We start from the raw sequence: 17,911 nt of genomic DNA on the forward strand, positions 1-17,911 counted from the left end.
ATGGAGAATGAGACGACGGCGAGAACGATGCGCTCGAAGACCTCACTGCACGCCCTCCCTGGAAATACGAATGCGCGGGTCGGCGGCGGCGTAAACGATATCGACGATCAGATTGCAGACCACGAAGATGGCCACCATCAGCAGCGTGAAGCACTGGATGACCGGGTAGTCGCGGTTGAAGATCGCCGATACGGCGTAGCGCCCCACGCCCGGCCAGCCGAAGATGCTCTCGATGATCAGCGTGCCGCCGATCAGCTCGCCGACGTGCATGCCGGTGGCGGTGATGATCGGAAGCAGGGCGTTTCTCAGCACGTGGCGGCGCTCCACCTCGCGCTCGCCAAGCCCGCGCAGGCGGGCGTACTGCACGTGGCGCTGGCTTCCCACCTCCAGCATGCTGGCGCGCAGCATCCGCGCGTTGATCGAAAGCGACATCAGCGAAATCGCCACGGCCGGCAGCACCAGGTGCGCGACGCCGCCGCGGCCCATCGGCGGAAGCCACCCCAGGGTCACCGAAAACAGCAGCACCAGCAGAAAGCCAAGCCAGAAGTTGGGCATCGATACACCAAAAAAGGCGATCAGGCGCACGACGAGATCCGGGGCGCGGTGATGGTGGCGCGCCGCCCAGCGGCCGAGCGGAATCGATACCAGCAGCGTCAGCACCAGCGCGACGCCGGCAAGCTCGAGGGTCGCCGGCAGAAAGTGCAGCATGTCCTCGAATACCGGGCGCTGGGTAGCATAGGAGACGCCGAAATCGAGGCGCACTGCGCTTGAAAGCCACTGAGCGTACTGAGTGATCAGCGGCTGGTCGAGGCCGAGCGCCACCCGCGCGTGCTCGAGCGCCTGGGGCGTGGGCGGCACCTGGGAGAGGCGCAGGTAGTCCATCGCCGGATCCGACGGCCCGAGACGCAGCAGCAAAAAGATGATGATGGACGCCGCCAGCAGTAGTAGCGGCAGCAATAAAAGCCGCTTGAGGATGAAACCGGCCATCAACGCCCGGCCTCGGGGGTGAACCGATCAAACGGAATTTCGCTGGCCATGGCGCCAAAGTGGATCTCACCGACCGTCGGCGAAGCGACGGCGAGCACGCTGGCGTAGGTCAGCGGCAGATAGACGGCGGCTTCGTGCAGGCGGGTCAAAAGCGTCTCGTAAAGCGCCTGGCGCTGCGTCTCGTCGGTCGAGATCAGAATCTCGCCGATCAGCGCGTCGATCTCGGGTTTGTCAGAAAGCCCCAGCTGCGCCTGGTAGTCGGCGTGGGCGGGCGCGCGCATGGCGCTAATAAACGCGTGGGGGTCAAACGGCGCGCCCCAGGTCCGGTTGAAGATCATTCCAAAGCGCCCGTCGCGCTGGCGGGCGTAGACACTGCTCTCCTCCTCGCCGATCAGGCGAACCATCATGCCCAGCGCGGAAAGCTCTGCCTGGATGATTTCCGCGGTGGATTTCGACACCGCATCGTTGCCCACGAACACCAGGTCGATCTGCAGCGGCTCGCCCTCCTTCATGCGCACGCCGCGGTCCATGCGCCAGCCCGCTTCATCGAGCAGCTCGGCGGCGCGGTCGGGATCGAACGCGTAGGGGGTAAGCCCTACATCGGCGTAGGGCACGCCGGGGGCGAATAGCGTGTCGGCGACCTGCTGCGTGCCGTAGAAAACGCCTTCGGCGATGCTGGCCTTGTCCACCGCGTGATTGATCGCCTGGCGTACGGCCAGCTCAGCCGTCGCACCACGCTGGCTGTTCAGCGCCAGCATCAGGGTTTCCGTCGGCTCGGAAAGCGCCGTCGTGTAGTGCTCGTCCTGGGAGAAACGGGTAAAGGTGTCCGGCGAGATCAAGCCGTTGGGCCCGTAAATCAGGTCGATCTGACCGGTTTGAAGCGCCAGCGCCCGGGTGTTGGGATCGACGATCACGCTAACGTTTACCTCGTCAAAGGCCGGTGCTTCGCCCCAGTAGGCGTCGTTTTGCACGAAACGGTCGAACTCGCCCAGACGTGTCTCGTCGAGCTGCCAAGGGCCGGTGCCAATCGGCGCGCTCACGCCGGCGGTAAACGTGCCGTCGATCAGCTGCGACGGGGCGATAAAGCGAAACGGGCGGGGCAGCGCCAAATCCTGCAGTAACGGGTAGTAGGGCGCGCGCAGGTTCAGCTCGACGCGAAACTCGTCCAGCGCGCGAACGCTTTCGATCTGCTCGGTCAGCCCAAGCCAGGCGTGGCGCTCGCGGTGGGCCAGAATCGCGTCGAAGTTGGCCACCACCGCCGCGGCGTTGAAGGGCTCGCCGTTGGAGAAGGTGACGTCGTCGCGCAGCGTAAAGGTATAGGTGCGCCCGTCGTTAGTGACCTCCCAGCGCCTGGCAAGCCAGGGCGCCACGGTGCCGTCGGCCTGGTAGCGCACCAGCGGTTCATACACCATCGCCTGGGCGAACATCTGGTTGGGCGTATAAAGGTGCGGGTTCAGCGCGCCCACGTTGCTTGGCCAGGAAGCGTCGAGCCGCGATTCGGCCGCGGCCGGGCCGCTCGCCCCCAGCGTCAGGGAGAGTGCCAGAAGGGCGCCTAGAGCTGCGCGCATGATCACCTCGGTTCGCTCGAGCAGTCGCCCGAACAGTGTGCATAGTCAGTATGAAGAATTGCGAAAATTATCATACTTTCCCGCCGAGGCGTAGGCAGGTGCCCGCTCGCAGCGTTTCAGAACGAGCGGGTGCCGCGCTAGCTTGTCTGGCCGCAGCGCTCGATCTCGTCGGCGATCTGCTCGAGCAGTGCCGGGTAGAGCGACGCATCCAGCGGAAGGCCCACGCCCAGCGGGTCGAGCACGCCGGTGTAGACCGCGGTGTCGCCAAAGACGCTTTCGACAAGCTGGGCGTTGAACTGCGGCTCGCTGAACACGCACTGGATGTTCTCCTCTCGTACCAGCGTTTGCAGCGCCTCGATGCGCGCCGGGCTGGGCGCGGAGGCGTCACCCAGCGAGATCGCCCCGGCAGCGGGCACGTCGAAGGCCTCCTCGAAGTACTGGTAGGCGTCGTGGAAGACGACGTAGCGGGTGTCGTGGTGCTTGGCCAAGCGCTGATCGAGGCGCACCTCAAGCTCGACGAGCGCCTGTTGGCCCTGTTCGGCGTTGGCGCGGTAGTCGTCGGCGTTGTCCGGATCGAGCTCGCTTAGCTGCTCGGCGATGGCACCCAGCCACTGGCGGGCGTTCTCGGGCGAGAGCCAAGCGTGGGGGTTGGTGCCCTCGTGGCTGTGGCCATGGTCGTGAGCGTGCTGGTTATCATGCTCGTGCTCGTGCTCGTGCTCGTGCTCGTGCTCGTGCTCGTGCTCGTGCTCGTGCTCATGGTCATGGTCATGAGAATGCTCATGATCGTGTGAGTGTTCATGACCGTGAGAATGATCGTGGCCGTGACCGTCGCTGTCGCCGAGGGCGAAGGTGGCGCCGTCGCGGTACTCGAGGACCTGCGTGCCCGGGGCCTTTATCAGCTCGATATGGCGCGCATCGGAGGCGAGGTTGTCGATCGGCCCTTCGAGCCAGGGGGTGAGGTCGTTGCTCACCCAGACCACCAGGTCGGCGTCGTCGAGCGCCTTGGCCTCCGAGGGGCGCAGCGAGTAGCCGTGGGGCGAGGCGCCGGGCCGGATGAAAAGCGCAGGCTCGCCGTGTTCGCCCAGCACGGTGGCGACCAGCGACTGCACCGGGGGAATGTCTACCGCAACGCGGGGAGCGTCGGCGGCAGCGGCCAGAGGGAAGGCCAGCAGCAGGGGCCAGGATAAACGCGTAGACAGCATGGTGTGCTCCAGAGAGTCATCGAGGGTGGGTCAGGTGACGGCCTTTTACCGACAGCGGCAGGGAAGGGTCGTCAAGACTCGATAGACATGTTATAACATAACAATATTTTACAAGACGATGCTACCGATGGAATTAGCTCCCAATACCCCGGACGACGTGCTGGTAAGCATTTCGCACCTGAGCGTGCGTTTCGGAAGCGAGTTCGTGCTCGAGAACATCGACCTGACGCTCTATCGCCATCAGATACTCACGCTGATCGGCCCCAACGGGTCGGGCAAGTCGACGCTGGTCAAGACGCTGATCGGCGCGGTCAAGCCCGCCACTGGCAGTGTGCGAGTCGGCGCAGGGCTGCGCATCGGCTACGTGCCCCGGCGCCTGCATCTCGACCCGACGCTGCCGATGACGGTCAAGCGCTTTATCAACCTGCCGCACCGCCAAGCCCCGGCGGCGGTCGAGCACGCCCTCGACGAGGCCGGCGCCGGGCATCTTCTGCAGGCGACGATGAGCCATCTGTCCGGCGGCCAGTTCCAGCGCGTGCTCTTGGCGCGGGCGCTTCTGACCCGGCCGGACATTCTGATTCTGGATGAGGCCACCCAAGGGCTCGACCAGCGCGGCACGGCAGAGTTCTATCGCCGTATCGAGGCGGTGCGCCAGCGTTACGGCTGCGCCGTGCTGATGGTCAGCCACGACCTGAACGTGGTGATGCGCACCGCCGACCACGTCGTCTGCCTGAACCGCACCCTGTGCTGTCAGGGCAAGCCCGAGCGGGTGGCGGCGTCGCCGGATTACCAGGCGCTGTTTGGCGAAACGCTTTTCAACCGCGAGGGTGCCGATGCATTCGCGCTTTACCGTCATCACCCGGGAGAGGTCGCCGATGCTGGATGATTTCATGGTGCGCGCCACCCTTGCCGGCGTGCTGGTGGCGCTGGCGGCGGCCCCGCTTGGCTGCTTCGTCGTCTGGCGGCGCATGGCTTACTTTGGCGACGCCACCGCCCACGCCGCGATTCTGGGCGTAGCGCTTTCGCTGCTCATGGATATATCGATCTTTGCCGGGGTACTGGCGGTGGCGCTGGTCATGGCCTTCGGGGTGTCGATGCTCAGCGGGCGAGGTGTCGGCATGGATACGCTGCTCGGTGTGGCCGCCCACTCGGCCCTGGCGGTCGGGCTCGTGGCGGTGTCGTTTCTCTCCGGGGTGCGCATCGACCTCAACGCCTACCTGTTCGGCGACATTCTGGCCGTGGGTAGGAGTGATCTCTGGGTGATCGGCGGCGGCGCGGCGCTGGTGCTGGTGCTTCTGGGCTGGCGCTGGTCGTCGCTTCTGATGGCGACGATGAGCCGCGAGCTTGCCTACGCAAGCGGCATCGACCCGCGCCGCGAACAGCTCATTCTGACCCTGGCGCTGGCCATGGTGGTGGCCGTGGCGCTCAAGGTCGTGGGCGTTTTGCTGATCACGGCGCTTTTGATCATTCCGGCGGCAGCGGCGCGCCCGTTTTGCCGCACCCCGGAGGCCATGGCAATCGGCGCCACCGGCGTGGCGCTCACGGCGGTGACCGGCGGCCTTAAAACTGCCTACCTGATGGATACGCCCACCGGCCCCACCATGGTAACGCTGGCCGCCGCGCTGTTTCTGGCGGCAACGCTTGCAAGCCAGGGTCTGCGCCTCGTTCAACGCCTGAAGGCGAGTGCCTGACGGCCGCCTTGATTCCCCAGACACTCAAACACCGGAGATCGTCATGACGTTACAACAACAAGCCACTGATTCACGCCTGCCCGATCACGCCGCGGCGGACGCCGATATCAGCGTGCTGCCGCGCATCTTCGACGAGGCGATCAACATCGCCGTGTTTGAGCGCGCGCTGCCGGCGGATATTGCGCTGAGCGCGAAGGCCCAGTGTCAGACCGAACGCGCCTGGCAATTTGGCTGGCTGGGAGAAATCAATGAGGCCTTCACCGAGGATCTGCGCCGCCACCTGCCGGCCCCGGAAGCCGGCGAGGCGCTGATCGAGGATATCGCGACCGTCGCCTCCGCCGTGGCTTTTCTGTTCGAGACCGACACGGTCGGCGTGCGGCTGAGGCTTTTGAACAGCGCCATGTGCCCGCGCTTTCACTGCGACAACCTGGCGGTGCGATTGGTCACGACCTACGTGGGCCCGGGCAGCGAGTGGCTGCCGGAGCACGCCGTCAACCGTCTGGGGCTGGGCGCGCCCCGCGCTGATCGCCCGGAGGTCGCGGCCGACCCGCACGCCGTTCAGTGTCTGGAGTGCGGCGATATCGCGCTGATCAAGGGCAGCGGCTGGATAGGCTGCGAAGAGCGCGGGCTCGTCCATCGAAGCCCGGCGCTTGCAGGCGGCGAAAAGCGCCTCTTGTTAACCATCGACCCGGCCTGAGCCATGACGACACCACCCTTGATTCCCGTCAACGTGCTCACCGGCTTTCTGGGTAGCGGCAAGACCACGCTGCTCAACCGCTGGGTGCGCCAGACGTCCATGGATAACACCCTGGTGGTGATCAACGAGTTCGGCGACATTGGCCTCGATCATCAGCTGATCACCCAAAGCGACGAGCAGGCCGTGATCGAGATGAGCAGCGGCTGTCTGTGCTGTACGCTGCGCGGCGACTTGAGCCGCACCCTGCGCGAGGCGCTCGAGGATCTCGAGGTGCGGGGCAAGCCCGCCCCAGCGCGCGTGGTGATCGAAACCTCGGGGCTGGCGCTGCCGACCTCCCTTTTACAGCTTTTGATGACCGATGCCTGGCTTGCGCACCGCTTCAAGCTCGACAGCGTCGTGTGCTGCGTGGATGCGGTCAACGGCGAGGCCACATTGGACGCTCATGAGGAGTCGCGCCAGCAGGTCGGCGTGGCGGACAAGCTCCTGATCACCAAGACCGATCTCGCCGAGCAGGCGAGGGTATCCGGGCTTGCCAACCGGCTCGCTCGGCTCAACCCGACCGCCGAGCAGTGGCAAGTGATCGATGGCAAACTCTCCGCGAGCCTGCTGGTGGGCGCCGGGCTTTACGCCGACGGCGGCTATCAGGTCGACCAGTGGCTCAAGGCCGGGCGCTACACGGTCAGCGCCGCCGCACCCCACGCGGGCACCGCGATTTCCTTAAGCCCCGGCCCTGTCACGGCGCACCACTCAGGCGATCTCCACCTCCACCACATCGACTCGATCCGCGCCTTCTGCTTCACCGTCGAGGAGCGCATTGCCCCGGACACGCTGGAGAACTGGCTGGACATGCTGATATCGCTGATGGGCGACAAGATGCTGCGCATCAAGGCAGTAGTGCACCTGAGTGACCGCGACGCGCCGCTGGCGATTCACGGCGTACAGCAGGTCTTCCATCCGCCCGGGGAGCTTCCTCTCGAGTGCGTTTCGGATCGCGTCTCGCGGTTCGTGTTCATCACCCAGCACATCGCGCCGGAGACGGTGGCCGAGATGTATCACTTCTTTAGCGCATCGAAAGAGAGCGCCTGACGCGCGCCGCGCTCAGTGCACGACCTCGGCGCGCGGGGTCTTGAAGCGCGCCCGGTAGGCGGTGGGAGTGAGCGCGTAGCGCCTGGCGGGCACTGTGTGTCTCCGCTCGTCCGAGCTGAAGCCGGCCTGACTGCTCCATCGTTCAGACACAAAAAAGCCGATTCTCGAAAGAATCGGCTTTTATATCAAAGATGGTAGCGGGGACCGCTGACTTTAAAAAAGAGCGAACCGATGACCCTCCTGTACTTATGAAGAGCTGAGCCCGCTGAGCTACTCGTCTGCTTCACCGTTCAGGCATAAAAAAAAGCCGCTACCTTTCGGTAATGGCTTTTTTATCGAAGATGGTAGCGGGGACCGCTGACTTTAAAAAAAGAGCGAACCGATGACCTTCCTGGACCTATGAAGAGCTGAGCCCGCTGAGCTACTCGTCTGCTTCACCGTTCAGGCATAAAAAAAGCCGCTACCTTTCGGTAACGGCTTTTTTATCGAAGATGGTAGCGGGGACCGGATTTGAACCGATGACGGTTATGAGACTGATGATATAAAGACATTTATTTTGTCCTTAAATGGTTAAAAATGACTTTAAACCTTATGATAGGGCGGTTTTCGGCAAATACCGCTTCTGGACGTAAGGGTTATTAATGACACGAGAAGACGTAGGAGATTGTCACAGTCAGCAGCTGGAAGCAGTGACCGTAAGTCTCGGAAAGCGGTACCGCAAGCTAATAGCATGGGCGCACGAGGAGAATTTACTTGATGTTCTCCAGGTCATTTATCACGCCCTAGGACTAAGCCCCCGCAATGACGCGATTGCCAATCTTGTAAGGGAATGCTCTCACCCTGAATCGGTCGAGACTCTCTCGCTTTGGGCGGGCGACCCGATAGTCGATGAACTTCAGCAGTTTGTTAACCATTTTAATGCATCGCCAGACACCTCACGTGACTATTCACAGGTACCTCATGTCGGCACGGTAGAACAAAACAAACGTCAGTTTCAGGAAGGGGGCGTAAAATGTCGGGTCCCGTATGATTAACAACTTTTTTATCAAATAACTCCGGTCGCCCAGCCTGCCACTCCTTCATCGCTGTCATCGGTGATTGGTGATGCAGCTCCTTCTGCGGGATGTGGTGATTGTACAGCCAGGCGTAGCGTTTGAACGTCTGTTCCAGGTCCTCGCCCGAGGTATAACGTCGGGTCGCCAGCACATCGCTGATGCGACCATTGAACCGCTCGACCATGCCGTTCGTCTGTGGCCTTCCCGGTCTTATCAGGCGATGTTCGATACCATGGGCCTGGCACTCCTGGTCGAAGAGGTGGCGGCCGCTGGGCTGGCGCTCACCTGCCCGCGTGAAGCGATCAGTAAACGACTTGCCGTTGTCAGTGAGCACCGTATGGATCGTGAAGGGAGCCTTCTGTTTCGCACGCTTCATGAACGCTTTGGCATCCCTGGCAGACTGGCTGCACCTGACCTCCAGATAGACCCAGCGTGTGGCACGGTCGATGGCGACGTACAGGTAGCGCTTCTGATCCTCGTCGGGCATACGGGGCAGGTGCTTGATGTCGATATGCACATACCCGGGCTCGTAGTGCTTGAAGAGCTTGTATCGGGGCTTGCCATCATCGCCGGCGTCCTGACGAGCCAGTTCTGCCAGTGTCGGCACCTCGCGCCGCGAGAGCATGCGATGCAGGGCCGAGCGGGACAGCCGAGGGGGTCAGGAACTCGCGTGCTACGACGAGGAGATCATTCAGGCCGAGGCGCAGGAATTCACGAGCGGCGATCAGCACCTCCTCCTGCTCGGACGAGAGGGTGGCCAGCAGGTTGTGACGCGTGTGCGGTCGGTCATGGACATCGTCGCGGTACCGCCAGCGCAGAATGGTCGCGGGTGATACGCTATACTGGCGGGCCAGCTCGCTATCCGTAATGCTGGAAGGCGCTGCCTGGATCTCGGCCCGGATCTTCGGTGTCGTCGTCGCTTGTTTATGCAGCTTGATGTTCATGAGCCTGCTCCTGGATGAAGTGCTTTAGAAGCTCTCTCGCTGTCAGCAGAGGATAACTTCTATAGCTCATTTGATCATCCGGGACCCTACAGCTATCGAACGCCGGCTTGTGATGAGAGGCCATTTCCCAAATGACACCATAGACAGCGGATTGCGCTGAGGCGGGGACAATATCGCATTTGCCTGAGCCGTGACCTTCGCGCTGATGAAACGGAAGACGGTAAGCTGGCAGCTAATATAACTTTCAGGTATGTCTTGGCATACGGACGGTGCACCTTGAGCTAGCTTTCAGACAGGTTGTTAATTATTGTCTGCTGATATGTTGAATGGTATGGTGAAACCTAGCACTGGTCTATTGCTTTAAAGATATACGTAAATCGGCCACGGATAAATATAAATACCCCGCCTGCCAATCAATTGGACTCAAAACGCGGATGCCTAAGTCACTACATAAAACCTTAGTTAGCTGGATAGGGGGCAATGATCTAAAAGCTGTGGGCCATGAGCCTGCTGGTCCAATATGGTCTACTCTGAAAAATATCCAATTTGACGCAGTCAAATTACTTTATGCCTATCCATACGAGCAGGTGGCGCCTTACATTGCTTTGCTCGAATGTCATACTGACATCGCAATAGAAGCATGTGAGGTAAGTCTCAGTTCTCCTGTCAATTTTGGGGAAATTTACTTGGCGGTTGAGCCTTGTCTAGCCAGGCTTGCGTCAAAAGGCACAGAGATATCTATTCTCCTAAGTCCTGGTACACCGGCAATGCAGGCAGTCTGGATCTTATTAGGAAAAACTAAGTTTTCGGCTGTCTTCTATCAGTCTTCTCTTGAGAAAGGGGTAGAGAAGGTAAGAATACCCTTTGAGCTTGCCGCTGAGTTTGTCCCTTCCATTTCTGTAATCTCAGATAATAAATTTCGTGCCCTGGCGGATTCTCGGGTACCCATTAATGCAGCATTCGATAATATCGTCACCCAGAATCCGAGCATGCTTTTGCTTAAACAGCAAGCGCAGATGCTCGCTGAACGCCATGTACCAGTTCTGATCTATGGTGAGACAGGGACAGGAAAAGAGTTATTTGCCCGTGCCATCCACAATGCCAGTCCGCGTCGCGAGAAGCCATTCATCGCATTAAATTGCGGAGCCATTCCCGAAGAGCTAATTGATTCGACTTTGTTTGGTCATAAGAAGGGGGCCTTTACGGGAGCGGTTGCAGATCGTTCTGGTGTGTTCCAACAAGCAGATGGAGGTACTTTATTTCTCGATGAATTTGGTGAGCTATCACCACAGTCGCAGGTTCGGTTACTTCGCGTATTGCAGGAAGGTAGATTAGTCCCAGTGGGTAGTGACGCAGAACACCCTGTAGATGTGCGCATTATCACAGCTACACACCGCAATCTTATGGAGGCGGTCGCAGGAGGCCAGTTTCGGGAAGATTTATTTTATAGGGTTGCTGTGGGTGTTTTGCACCTTCCCCCTCTTCGCGCCAGGCAGGGGGATCTTTCGCTGCTCGCAGACGTGGTACTTAAAGCACAAGGGGGGCAAGACTCAGTATTTCTCGGTAAGAAACTTTCTGCTGAGGCAAAAAAAGTTATTCTCCAGCACTCGTGGCGGGGGAATGTCCGGGAGCTTCAATCAACTCTTGTACGTGCAGCGCTATGGAGCTCGGGAGAAAGCATAACTGGTCCAGAGATGCGCCAAGCATTATTCATTATGCCAGAGAGAGGGCCTGGACTTCTTAATCATAATGTTACACAAGGCATTGATTTGAATGTTTTAATGGCGGATTTGGCCGCTCATTATATACGGGATGCGATGGCTCATACTGCCCAGAATAAAACAAAGGCTGCAAAGCTTCTTGGTTTGAAGAGCCAGCAGACCTTGAGCAATTGGATGATGAAATACGGTATTGAATAAAACTGGCACAGTCCTTGCTTTTGTGACAAGGGGTGGCATAAGAAGAGTGTCTTTTATGAAGTCGGTTAATTTTGAGTTTCTTCGGCCAAAGTATGATGTCTTAGCAAAATTGGGTGGTTTGGCAGAGGCTGTCCTATACGTAGATCCTGGTAGTGCCTTAACTAGACTAAGGAGCTTGGCTGAGGAGGTGACGAAGACCATCTATAAGGAAGAGTCTCTGCCCAGGCTGCCTCAAGCCAGTTTCTATGAACTAGTGAAAAATTCAGTCTTTGCGGATTGCGTCGACAAATCGCTAATCCACCAGCTTAACTTTCTCCGAGTCCAGGGTAATGACGCAGCCCATGGAGCTGAGGGTGATCTTCGCAGTGCCAAAATGGCGCTTACGACGGCACATCAACTTGCTGTCTATATGGCGCTCACTTACTGTGGTTATCAGAAAGAGGACTTGCCCTCTTTCCAAGAAATTCTGGATCCGACTAACAATCTTCTTCAACTGAAAAAGTCCGTTTCCAGCTATGAAAAAGATCTTAAGAAGCAGCAAGAAGAACTTCAACGAGTCATGGACGAGCTGGACCGCGAGCGAACCAAGCAAGCCGAAGCTTTCAAACAACCAGCCGAATCGGAGCAGCAGGCGCGTAAACAGCGAAGCCAGCAGACAGCAAACTCCCTCCAATGGAACGAAGCCAAGACCAGAGCTCAGCTGATCGACGCGATGTTGGTGAAAGCGGGATGGGACGTTGGCAATCCTGCCCAGGTTGGGCAAGAAGTAGAGGTAAAGTTCCCCGATAATCCATCAGGGAAGGGCTATGTAGATTATGTGCTGTGGGGCGAGAATGGGCAGCCGTTGGCGCTGATCGAGGCTAAGAAGTCCGGAACGGTTAATCTTCAGGCTGGCCGCGAGCAGGCTCAACTGTACGCCAATTCTTTTGAGTATATGGGGTTCCAGCGCCCGGTCATCTTCTACAGCAATGGCTATGAAACCTTTATCTGGGACGACCACCAGTACAACGCTTATCGCCCAGTCTATGGATTCTACAGTAAGGAAAGCTTGGAATACCTGATTTACCAGCGCCATTATCGCGCTGCCGAATTGGAGCGCTTCAATCCGGAGCTCAAGATTGCAGACCGCCCTTACCAGATCGAGGCCATCAAAACAGTAGCAGCGCATTTCCAGAATCAACGGCGCAAAGCGCTAATCATTCAGGCAACCGGTACGGGCAAAACGCGCGTGGCCATTGCTCTCGCGGAGCTTCTGTTGCGAACTGGCTGGGCCAAACGGGTTCTGTTTCTTTGTGACCGAAAAGAGCTGCGTGTTCAAGCTGATGATGCGTTCAAGCAAAACCTGCCGAGTGAACCGCGCTGCATCATCGGTGAAACCCGCCAGATTGACGAATCAGCACGCATCTACATCGCCACCTATCCCGGAATGATGAACCGGTTTGCTCAGCTGGATGTGGGCTTTTTCGATCTGATCATCGCCGATGAAAGTCACCGCAGTATCTACAACAAATATCGCGATCTGTTCGATTACTACGATGCCTTGCAGGTAGGTCTTACCGCGACACCGGTCAAGTTCATCAGCCGTAACACCTTCGACATTTTTGATTGTGAAACCACAGACCCAACGTTCGAGTTTGGGCTGGATGCGGCGATCAACAACGAACCACCGTACCTGGTACCGTTCCGGGTAAAGGACCTGACCACCGAGTTTCTTCGTGATGGTATTCACTACACCGATCTGACGCCCGAGCAACAGCAACAGCTGGAAGAGGATTTGGGCGAGGAAGAGGCCCGCAATACCCGGATTGCCGGAAAAGACATCGGTCGAAAAATTTTCAGTGAGGAAACAGACCGAGTCATCCTGGAAAACCTGATTAAAAACGGTATCAAAGATGAAACCGGGTCACTGGTTGGGAAAACGATCATCTTCGCCCAGAGGCAAGACCATGCAGAACACCTCGAAAAACTGTTCTGCAATATGTACCCGCAGTACGGCACCAAGGTGTGCAAGGTCATCCATAACGACATTTCCCACGTGGATAGCCTGATTAAGGAATTCAAAAAGCCGGATAACGACTTCCGCATTGCCATCTCAGTAGACATGCTGGATACCGGCATTGATGTGCCGGAAATCGTCAACCTCGTTTTTGCCAAGCCTGTTAAATCTTGGGTGAAGTTTTGGCAAATGATTGGCCGAGGCACACTCCTGCGGCCGAACCTGTTCGGCCGCGGACAGGACAAAACGGAATTCCTGATTTTCGATCACTATGGAAACTTTGATTTCTTTGATGAGGAATACAAAGAGCCAGAGGACACTAGTAGTAAGTCACTCCTGCAATCGACTTTTGAGGAACGGCTGGCTTTTGCACAAGTGGCCCTGAAGCGCAATCATGCCGCAGGCTACGATGTGAGCGTGCGTCTTCTCAAGGAAGATATCAATGACTTGCCTGATGAAAGTATTGCCGTTCGCAGGAATTTGCGAGTGGTACACCAGCTTCAACAAACGGACCTTTTAGACAAGCTGGAGGCTAGAACACAACACCTGCTAGCAGAAACTATTGCACCGCTAATGTCCAGCCGAGTACTCCGGGACAAGCACGCGTCAGCTCGACGTCACCCCCTGATTGAGTAGCGCTACACTTTAGAGTCCGATCCTATGCGTAAGGAGATTGGACATGAAGAAGCGTTTCAGCGAAGAACAGATCATCGGTTTTCTGGGCGAAGCCGAAGCAGGACTGCCCATCAAGGAGCTATGCCGTCGGCACGGTTTCTCAGAAGCCAGTTACTATCTATGGCGCAGCAAGTTTGGCGGCATGAGCGTCCCCGATGCCAAACGACTCAAAGAACTCGAAGCCGAAAATGGGCGCTTGAAAAAGCTGCTCGCGGAGTCGCTACTGGAAATGGAGGTCACTCGGGAGGCGCTGAGAAAAAAGTGGTGAGTGCCCCGGCACGCCGAGACGTGGTGCGCTTTATGGTGTCACGTGGTCTGAGTGAACGCCGAGCGCTCCGTGTCATCCATATGAGTGCCAGTGCATTGCGCTATCAATCGGCCCCTGACCGCAATGGGGCATTGCGTGAACGCATTACGGCCCTGGCCCATCGGCATCGTCGCTATGGCGCTGGCATGATCTACCTGAAGCTGCGTCAAGCCGGTGAACAGGTCAATCATAAGCGCGTCGAACGCCTCTACGCGGCGGCTCGATTGCAGGTAAAGCGCCGCAAGCGCAAGAAGGTTCCTGCGTCTGAGCGAAAGCCCCTTGGCCGTCCTTGTGCCGCCAACCAGGTCTGGTCAATGGATTTTGTATTTGACCGTACGGCAGAAGGACGCGTGATAAAGAACCTCACCGTTGTCGACGACGCCACCCATGAAGCCGTGGCGATCGTACCTGAACGGGCCATTGGCGGCCTGTCGTTAACACGGATTCTGGATCATCTGGCTATACAACGTGGCCTGCCAAGCGCCATTCGTACGGATAATGGAAAGGAGTTCTGCGGACGCGCCATGCTGACGTGGGCTCATCAGCATGGTGTCGCCCTGTTTTTAATCGAACCTGGAAAACCCAATCAAAACGCCTACATCGAATCGTTCAATGGGCGTTTTAGAGACGAATGTCTAAATGAGCACTGGTTCACCAGCCTGAATCACGCGAGGATCATCATCGAGGCGTGGCGACGGGAATACAACGAAGAAAGACCGAAGAAAGGGCTTGGAGGGTTAACGCCTTCCGCCTATGCCGAGCAACTGGTGTTAAAACACGATAAAGTAACTTCAGACTCTAAACCCGGGTGCTACTGAAGATGGGGTGACGTCGATGTGATGGTAAGAAAAATTACTCATGCGTAAATAACTCTATTTTTTGTTCCTCTTCCTTCTGTGCATGTTTTTTACAGCCAATTGAAATATATAGAATTTTAATTCTTGGCATGCTTCTCGCTATATGGTTGGAAGCAATTCAAGTGAAGGTTTTTCAAGGAGATTTATAGATGTCAGAACTAAAAAAATTCCAGGTACAAAACGCTCGTCCTCTGCCTGTTATCGTGTTGGCGGATACTAGTGGGAGCATGTCGGTGGACGGAAAAATTGAGGCATTGAATCGAGGCTTGAAAGATATGGTCGCGAGCTTTGCGAGTGAGAGCCGTCTGCGAGCCGAGATAGAGATATCTGTCATAGCATTTGGTGGTGATAGCGCTGAAATGATTTTACCGCTCACCCCTGCTCATCAAATAGGGGGGATTGCCCAACTTGAAGCAACTGGTATGACACCGCTTGGCGGTGCTCTTAAGATCGCCAATGAGTTAATTGAAGATAAAGAGAGCATACCGTCACGAGCTTATAAACCAGTTGTGATTCTCGTCTCTGATGGTTATCCGAATGATGATTGGCAAGGGCCATTTCAGCGCTTTGTGAATGGTGAGCGTACTGCCAAGGCAACTCGGTTTGCTATGGCGATTGGTTCGGATGCGGACGAATCCATGCTGGGTGATTTTGCGAATGACCCGGAAGCACCGTTATTCCGTGCGGAGAATGCTCGTGATATTCATCGGTTTTTCCGGGCAGTCACCATGAGTGTCAGCGCACGCAGTCAGTCGGCTAAGCCAAACCAGTCAGTACCTCTGCAAATTCCAGCTGCTGATGACGAAGACTGGGAATTCTGATGATGCTAGTAGCTGCTGGTGCTTCGGTAAAGGGGCCAGCCCATGAACAGGATGGTTCTCCAAATCAGGATGCTGTTTCCGTACATGGGTGTGGCCGAGGTCGCTTTATTGCAGTGGCCGATGGCTTGGGAAGCCGGTGTTTAAGCCATATTGGCTCGCGTCGGGCGGTCGAACTGGCTCGTGAGCTTATGCTCGACCGAAGCAACCCTGTATGCAGTGCAGATGCCCCAGTGCGGCTCAGTCAGCGTTGGCGAGAAGCATTTTTTGGTGGTTATAACGACTATGAAACCACCTGCCTCTGGGCATGGGTTGACGGTCGTGGGCAGGGCCTGGTTGGGCAGGCTGGAGATGGCCTGGCCCTCATACGAAGCCAAGGCAGATTCCGGATATTAACAGCCCAGAAAGATGGGTTCGGCAATCAGACCACAACGCTCGCCCAGGCTGATGTAAAAGGAGCGGCCAGTTCTGACGTCATGCTGAGCTTACCAGGCGACGGTGTGCTGCTAATGACAGATGGAATCTCTGATGATCTCATTCCAGAGCAGCTAGAACCCTTTTTCAATGCGATTTATCGGCGCCAGCAGCGCAGCAGCAAGCGGCGAATGAAGCGCTGGCTCGAGAGCGAGTTACAGCAATGGTCCACACCACGCCATGGTGACGACAAAACCATCGCAAGCATTTTCAGAATGGATTGAGCACATGAGTACAGCAGCCAAACAAAAAGCGCCTCGCGTTGTTCAGGATACTAAGGGAGCTAGTTATCAGCTTGTTCAGAAGATGAGTCAGGGCGGGCAGGGTGTCGTCTATCGAACTAGTCATCCTCAGGTCCTGGTCAAAGGCTTCACGAATAAAGATGATCAGGCGATAGGGCGCTGGCGTCGGCAAATCGAGTGGCTGGTGCGCCAGGACTTTGGCGGGCTAAAACTCGCCAAGCCTTTGATTATGCTATCTCCGCCTCGAAATGGTTACGTTATGGAGCTTATGGATGGCTTGGTCCCACTGCAGAGCCTTCTTGATAGCTTCATTGAGGCTGGAGATGAGTCTTCTGAAGACTACCTCAAGCAGGGCGGGCTTCGCAGACGTGTGCGTATTCTTTGCCAGCTGGCGAGAACACTAAATCAGCTGCACTCAAAAGGTATGCTTTACGGCGACCTCTCGCCGTCCAATATCTTTGTCTCTGATGATCCTAAATATGCTGAAACCTGGCTGATCGACTGTGACAATATCAGTCTTGAATCACACAGTGGTATTACCCTGCATACGGTTGATTACGGTGCTCCTGAGGTTGTGAGGGGTGACTCACTGCTTTCAAGCCTCACTGACTGCTGGAGCTTCGCAGTCATTGCCTACCAATTATTGACTCACAATCACCCGTTTAAAGGCGACTTGATTAATGATGGTGAGCCAGAAGAAGAAGAGGCCGCCTTGCGTGGCGAGTACTCCTGGATTAACCATTCCGAAGATTTCGACAACGAGTGCACTGGCAATCTGCCTATACAGTTCATCGAACATAGCCGCCTGCCCGAGCTATTTCGGCGTTGCTTTGAGGATGGGCTTGCGAATCCCGGAGAACGTCCCTTGATGGCGGAGTGGTTAGAAGCTTTGAGTGAATGTGATGAGCGAATGGTGAGTTGCCGAGGCTGCGGTGGTCATAACCTTTTACCCGCTAATTTTCATAAGGGGTTTGGGGCGGAGTGTTTCTTCTGTCCGTCGGTTATTGATGAAAGTTTAGTGTTGTTTGAGGAATTTATTGTCCCAAAGCCTGAAAAAGGCGCTGTTCCGGGATTGGATGACTGGATACCCACTGGCCGGAAGGTTGTCCTGCAATCTGGTGATAAACGCGAGCTTAAACGCCTGATGCCAACATTCAGCTATGACCGTTGGCCTGAAGATCATTTGAAAATTGAATATTCGGAGCACGGGCTTGGGATTCACCCTTTACCTGAAGGTATATTAAACCTACAGCGGCAAAGTAAAACCAAGCTATTGGACCGTTACCAGGGGCTCAAAGAAGAACTACGTGGTAAACACGATGCTCCCTACTGGATCCATGTCGGCGAGATGGATGAACAACATATTGTTTGGCAGTTCAGGTGGTGATGGTTC

At 56.9% G+C, this 17,911-nt stretch carries 14 protein-coding genes and 1 pseudogene; 10 read left to right on the forward strand and 5 right to left on the reverse strand.

Annotation, left to right across the window (positions count from 1 at the left end; translation table 11 throughout):
- Nucleotides 1-42: 42 nt before the first annotated feature.
- The 3 genes from nikB to RN347_RS02205 form a co-directional block, all read right to left on the reverse strand.
- Nucleotides 43-987, reverse strand: a complete 945-nt coding sequence (nikB, locus tag RN347_RS02195; RefSeq protein WP_311959812.1) for a nickel ABC transporter permease subunit NikB — start codon at nt 985-987, stop codon at nt 43-45.
- Nucleotides 987-2,555 (reverse strand): nickel ABC transporter substrate-binding protein, encoded by a 1,569-nt coding sequence (gene nikA / locus RN347_RS02200; protein ID WP_311959814.1) that lies wholly within the window; start codon nt 2,553-2,555, stop codon nt 987-989. The genes nikB and nikA overlap by 1 nt, the downstream gene beginning before the upstream one ends.
- A 137-nt stretch (nt 2,556-2,692) precedes the next feature.
- Nucleotides 2,693-3,757 (reverse strand): metal ABC transporter solute-binding protein, Zn/Mn family, encoded by a 1,065-nt coding sequence (locus RN347_RS02205; RefSeq protein WP_311959816.1) that lies wholly within the window; start codon nt 3,755-3,757, stop codon nt 2,693-2,695.
- A 127-nt stretch (nt 3,758-3,884) separates the two neighbouring features.
- Between RN347_RS02205 and RN347_RS02210 the strand changes: the two genes are divergently transcribed.
- From RN347_RS02210 to RN347_RS02225, 4 genes are read left to right on the forward strand one after another with little or no spacing between them, the layout of a single operon-like run.
- Nucleotides 3,885-4,643: a metal ABC transporter ATP-binding protein gene (locus RN347_RS02210; protein ID WP_311959819.1), complete on the forward strand. Its 759-nt coding sequence runs from the start codon at nt 3,885-3,887 to the stop codon at nt 4,641-4,643.
- A complete protein-coding gene (locus RN347_RS02215) occupies nt 4,633-5,448 on the forward strand; it encodes a metal ABC transporter permease (RefSeq protein WP_311959821.1) in 816 nt (271 codons plus the stop codon). The genes RN347_RS02210 and RN347_RS02215 overlap by 11 nt, the downstream gene beginning before the upstream one ends.
- 43 nt (nt 5,449-5,491) lie before the next feature.
- Complete coding sequence (locus RN347_RS02220; protein ID WP_311959823.1) at nt 5,492-6,145, forward strand: DUF1826 domain-containing protein; 654 nt, start codon at nt 5,492-5,494, stop codon at nt 6,143-6,145.
- Nucleotides 6,146-6,148: 3 nt separating this feature from the next.
- A complete protein-coding gene (locus RN347_RS02225; RefSeq protein WP_311959825.1) occupies nt 6,149-7,231 on the forward strand; it encodes a GTP-binding protein in 1,083 nt (360 codons plus the stop codon).
- Nucleotides 7,232-7,243: 12 nt separating this feature from the next.
- Here the strand turns inward: RN347_RS02225 and RN347_RS02230 are convergent, their stop codons facing one another.
- Entirely contained in the window at nt 7,244-7,381 is a 138-nt protein-coding gene (locus RN347_RS02230) for a hypothetical protein (RefSeq protein WP_311959827.1), read from the reverse strand.
- Nucleotides 7,382-8,146: 765 nt separating this feature from the next.
- Nucleotides 8,147-9,230 (reverse strand): annotated as a pseudogene (locus RN347_RS02235) (IS481 family transposase).
- Nucleotides 9,231-9,664: 434 nt separating this feature from the next.
- On the opposite strand from RN347_RS02235, the gene RN347_RS02240 reads away from it, so the two are divergent.
- The 6 genes from RN347_RS02240 (at nt 9,665) to RN347_RS02265 (ending at nt 17,905) form a co-directional block, all read left to right on the forward strand.
- The gene (locus RN347_RS02240; protein ID WP_311959829.1) at nt 9,665-11,149 is read left to right on the forward strand and encodes a sigma 54-interacting transcriptional regulator; all 1,485 of its coding nucleotides are present in this window, start codon (nt 9,665-9,667) and stop codon (nt 11,147-11,149) included.
- Between the two features lie 55 nt (nt 11,150-11,204).
- Nucleotides 11,205-13,781: a DEAD/DEAH box helicase family protein gene (locus RN347_RS02245; protein ID WP_311959832.1), complete on the forward strand. Its 2,577-nt coding sequence runs from the start codon at nt 11,205-11,207 to the stop codon at nt 13,779-13,781.
- Nucleotides 13,782-13,824: 43 nt separating this feature from the next.
- Nucleotides 13,825-14,945 (forward strand): IS3 family transposase gene (locus RN347_RS02250; RefSeq protein ID WP_311958820.1). Its coding sequence is split into 2 segments (ribosomal slippage): nt 13,825-14,083 and nt 14,083-14,945, totalling 1,122 coding nucleotides; the frame shifts between segments, so codons are not numbered across the junction.
- A gap of 188 nt (nt 14,946-15,133) precedes the next feature.
- Nucleotides 15,134-15,805, forward strand: a complete 672-nt coding sequence (locus tag RN347_RS02255) for a VWA domain-containing protein (protein ID WP_311959834.1) — start codon at nt 15,134-15,136, stop codon at nt 15,803-15,805.
- Nucleotides 15,805-16,500 carry a PP2C family serine/threonine-protein phosphatase gene (locus tag RN347_RS02260; RefSeq protein ID WP_311959837.1) on the forward strand — a complete coding sequence of 232 codons (696 nt, stop codon included), beginning with the start codon at nt 15,805-15,807 and terminating at the stop codon, nt 16,498-16,500. Before RN347_RS02255 ends, RN347_RS02260 begins: the two co-directional genes overlap by 1 nt.
- 4 nt (nt 16,501-16,504) lie before the next feature.
- Nucleotides 16,505-17,905 carry a protein kinase domain-containing protein gene (locus RN347_RS02265; RefSeq protein ID WP_311959839.1) on the forward strand — a complete coding sequence of 467 codons (1,401 nt, stop codon included), beginning with the start codon at nt 16,505-16,507 and terminating at the stop codon, nt 17,903-17,905.
- The last annotated feature ends 6 nt before the right edge of the window (nt 17,906-17,911 follow it).

Source organism: Halomonas sp. PAMB 3264 (assembly GCF_031954245.1).
Taxonomy (GTDB): domain Bacteria; phylum Pseudomonadota; class Gammaproteobacteria; order Pseudomonadales; family Halomonadaceae; genus Vreelandella.

Coding starts and splice junctions, on each gene's coding strand:
- nikB (WP_311959812.1), bottom strand. CDS start 987: ATGGCCGGTTTCATCCTCAAGCGGCTTTTATTGCTGCCGCTACTACTG.
- nikA (WP_311959814.1), bottom strand. CDS start 2,555: ATGCGCGCAGCTCTAGGCGCCCTTCTGGCACTCTCCCTGACGCTGGGG.
- RN347_RS02205 (WP_311959816.1), bottom strand. CDS start 3,757: ATGCTGTCTACGCGTTTATCCTGGCCCCTGCTGCTGGCCTTCCCTCTG.
- RN347_RS02210 (WP_311959819.1), top strand. CDS start 3,885: ATGGAATTAGCTCCCAATACCCCGGACGACGTGCTGGTAAGCATTTCG.
- RN347_RS02215 (WP_311959821.1), top strand. CDS start 4,633: ATGCTGGATGATTTCATGGTGCGCGCCACCCTTGCCGGCGTGCTGGTG.
- RN347_RS02220 (WP_311959823.1), top strand. CDS start 5,492: ATGACGTTACAACAACAAGCCACTGATTCACGCCTGCCCGATCACGCC.
- RN347_RS02225 (WP_311959825.1), top strand. CDS start 6,149: ATGACGACACCACCCTTGATTCCCGTCAACGTGCTCACCGGCTTTCTG.
- RN347_RS02240 (WP_311959829.1), top strand. CDS start 9,665: ATGCCTAAGTCACTACATAAAACCTTAGTTAGCTGGATAGGGGGCAAT.
- RN347_RS02245 (WP_311959832.1), top strand. CDS start 11,205: ATGAAGTCGGTTAATTTTGAGTTTCTTCGGCCAAAGTATGATGTCTTA.
- RN347_RS02255 (WP_311959834.1), top strand. CDS start 15,134: ATGTCAGAACTAAAAAAATTCCAGGTACAAAACGCTCGTCCTCTGCCT.
- RN347_RS02260 (WP_311959837.1), top strand. CDS start 15,805: ATGATGCTAGTAGCTGCTGGTGCTTCGGTAAAGGGGCCAGCCCATGAA.
- RN347_RS02265 (WP_311959839.1), top strand. CDS start 16,505: ATGAGTACAGCAGCCAAACAAAAAGCGCCTCGCGTTGTTCAGGATACT.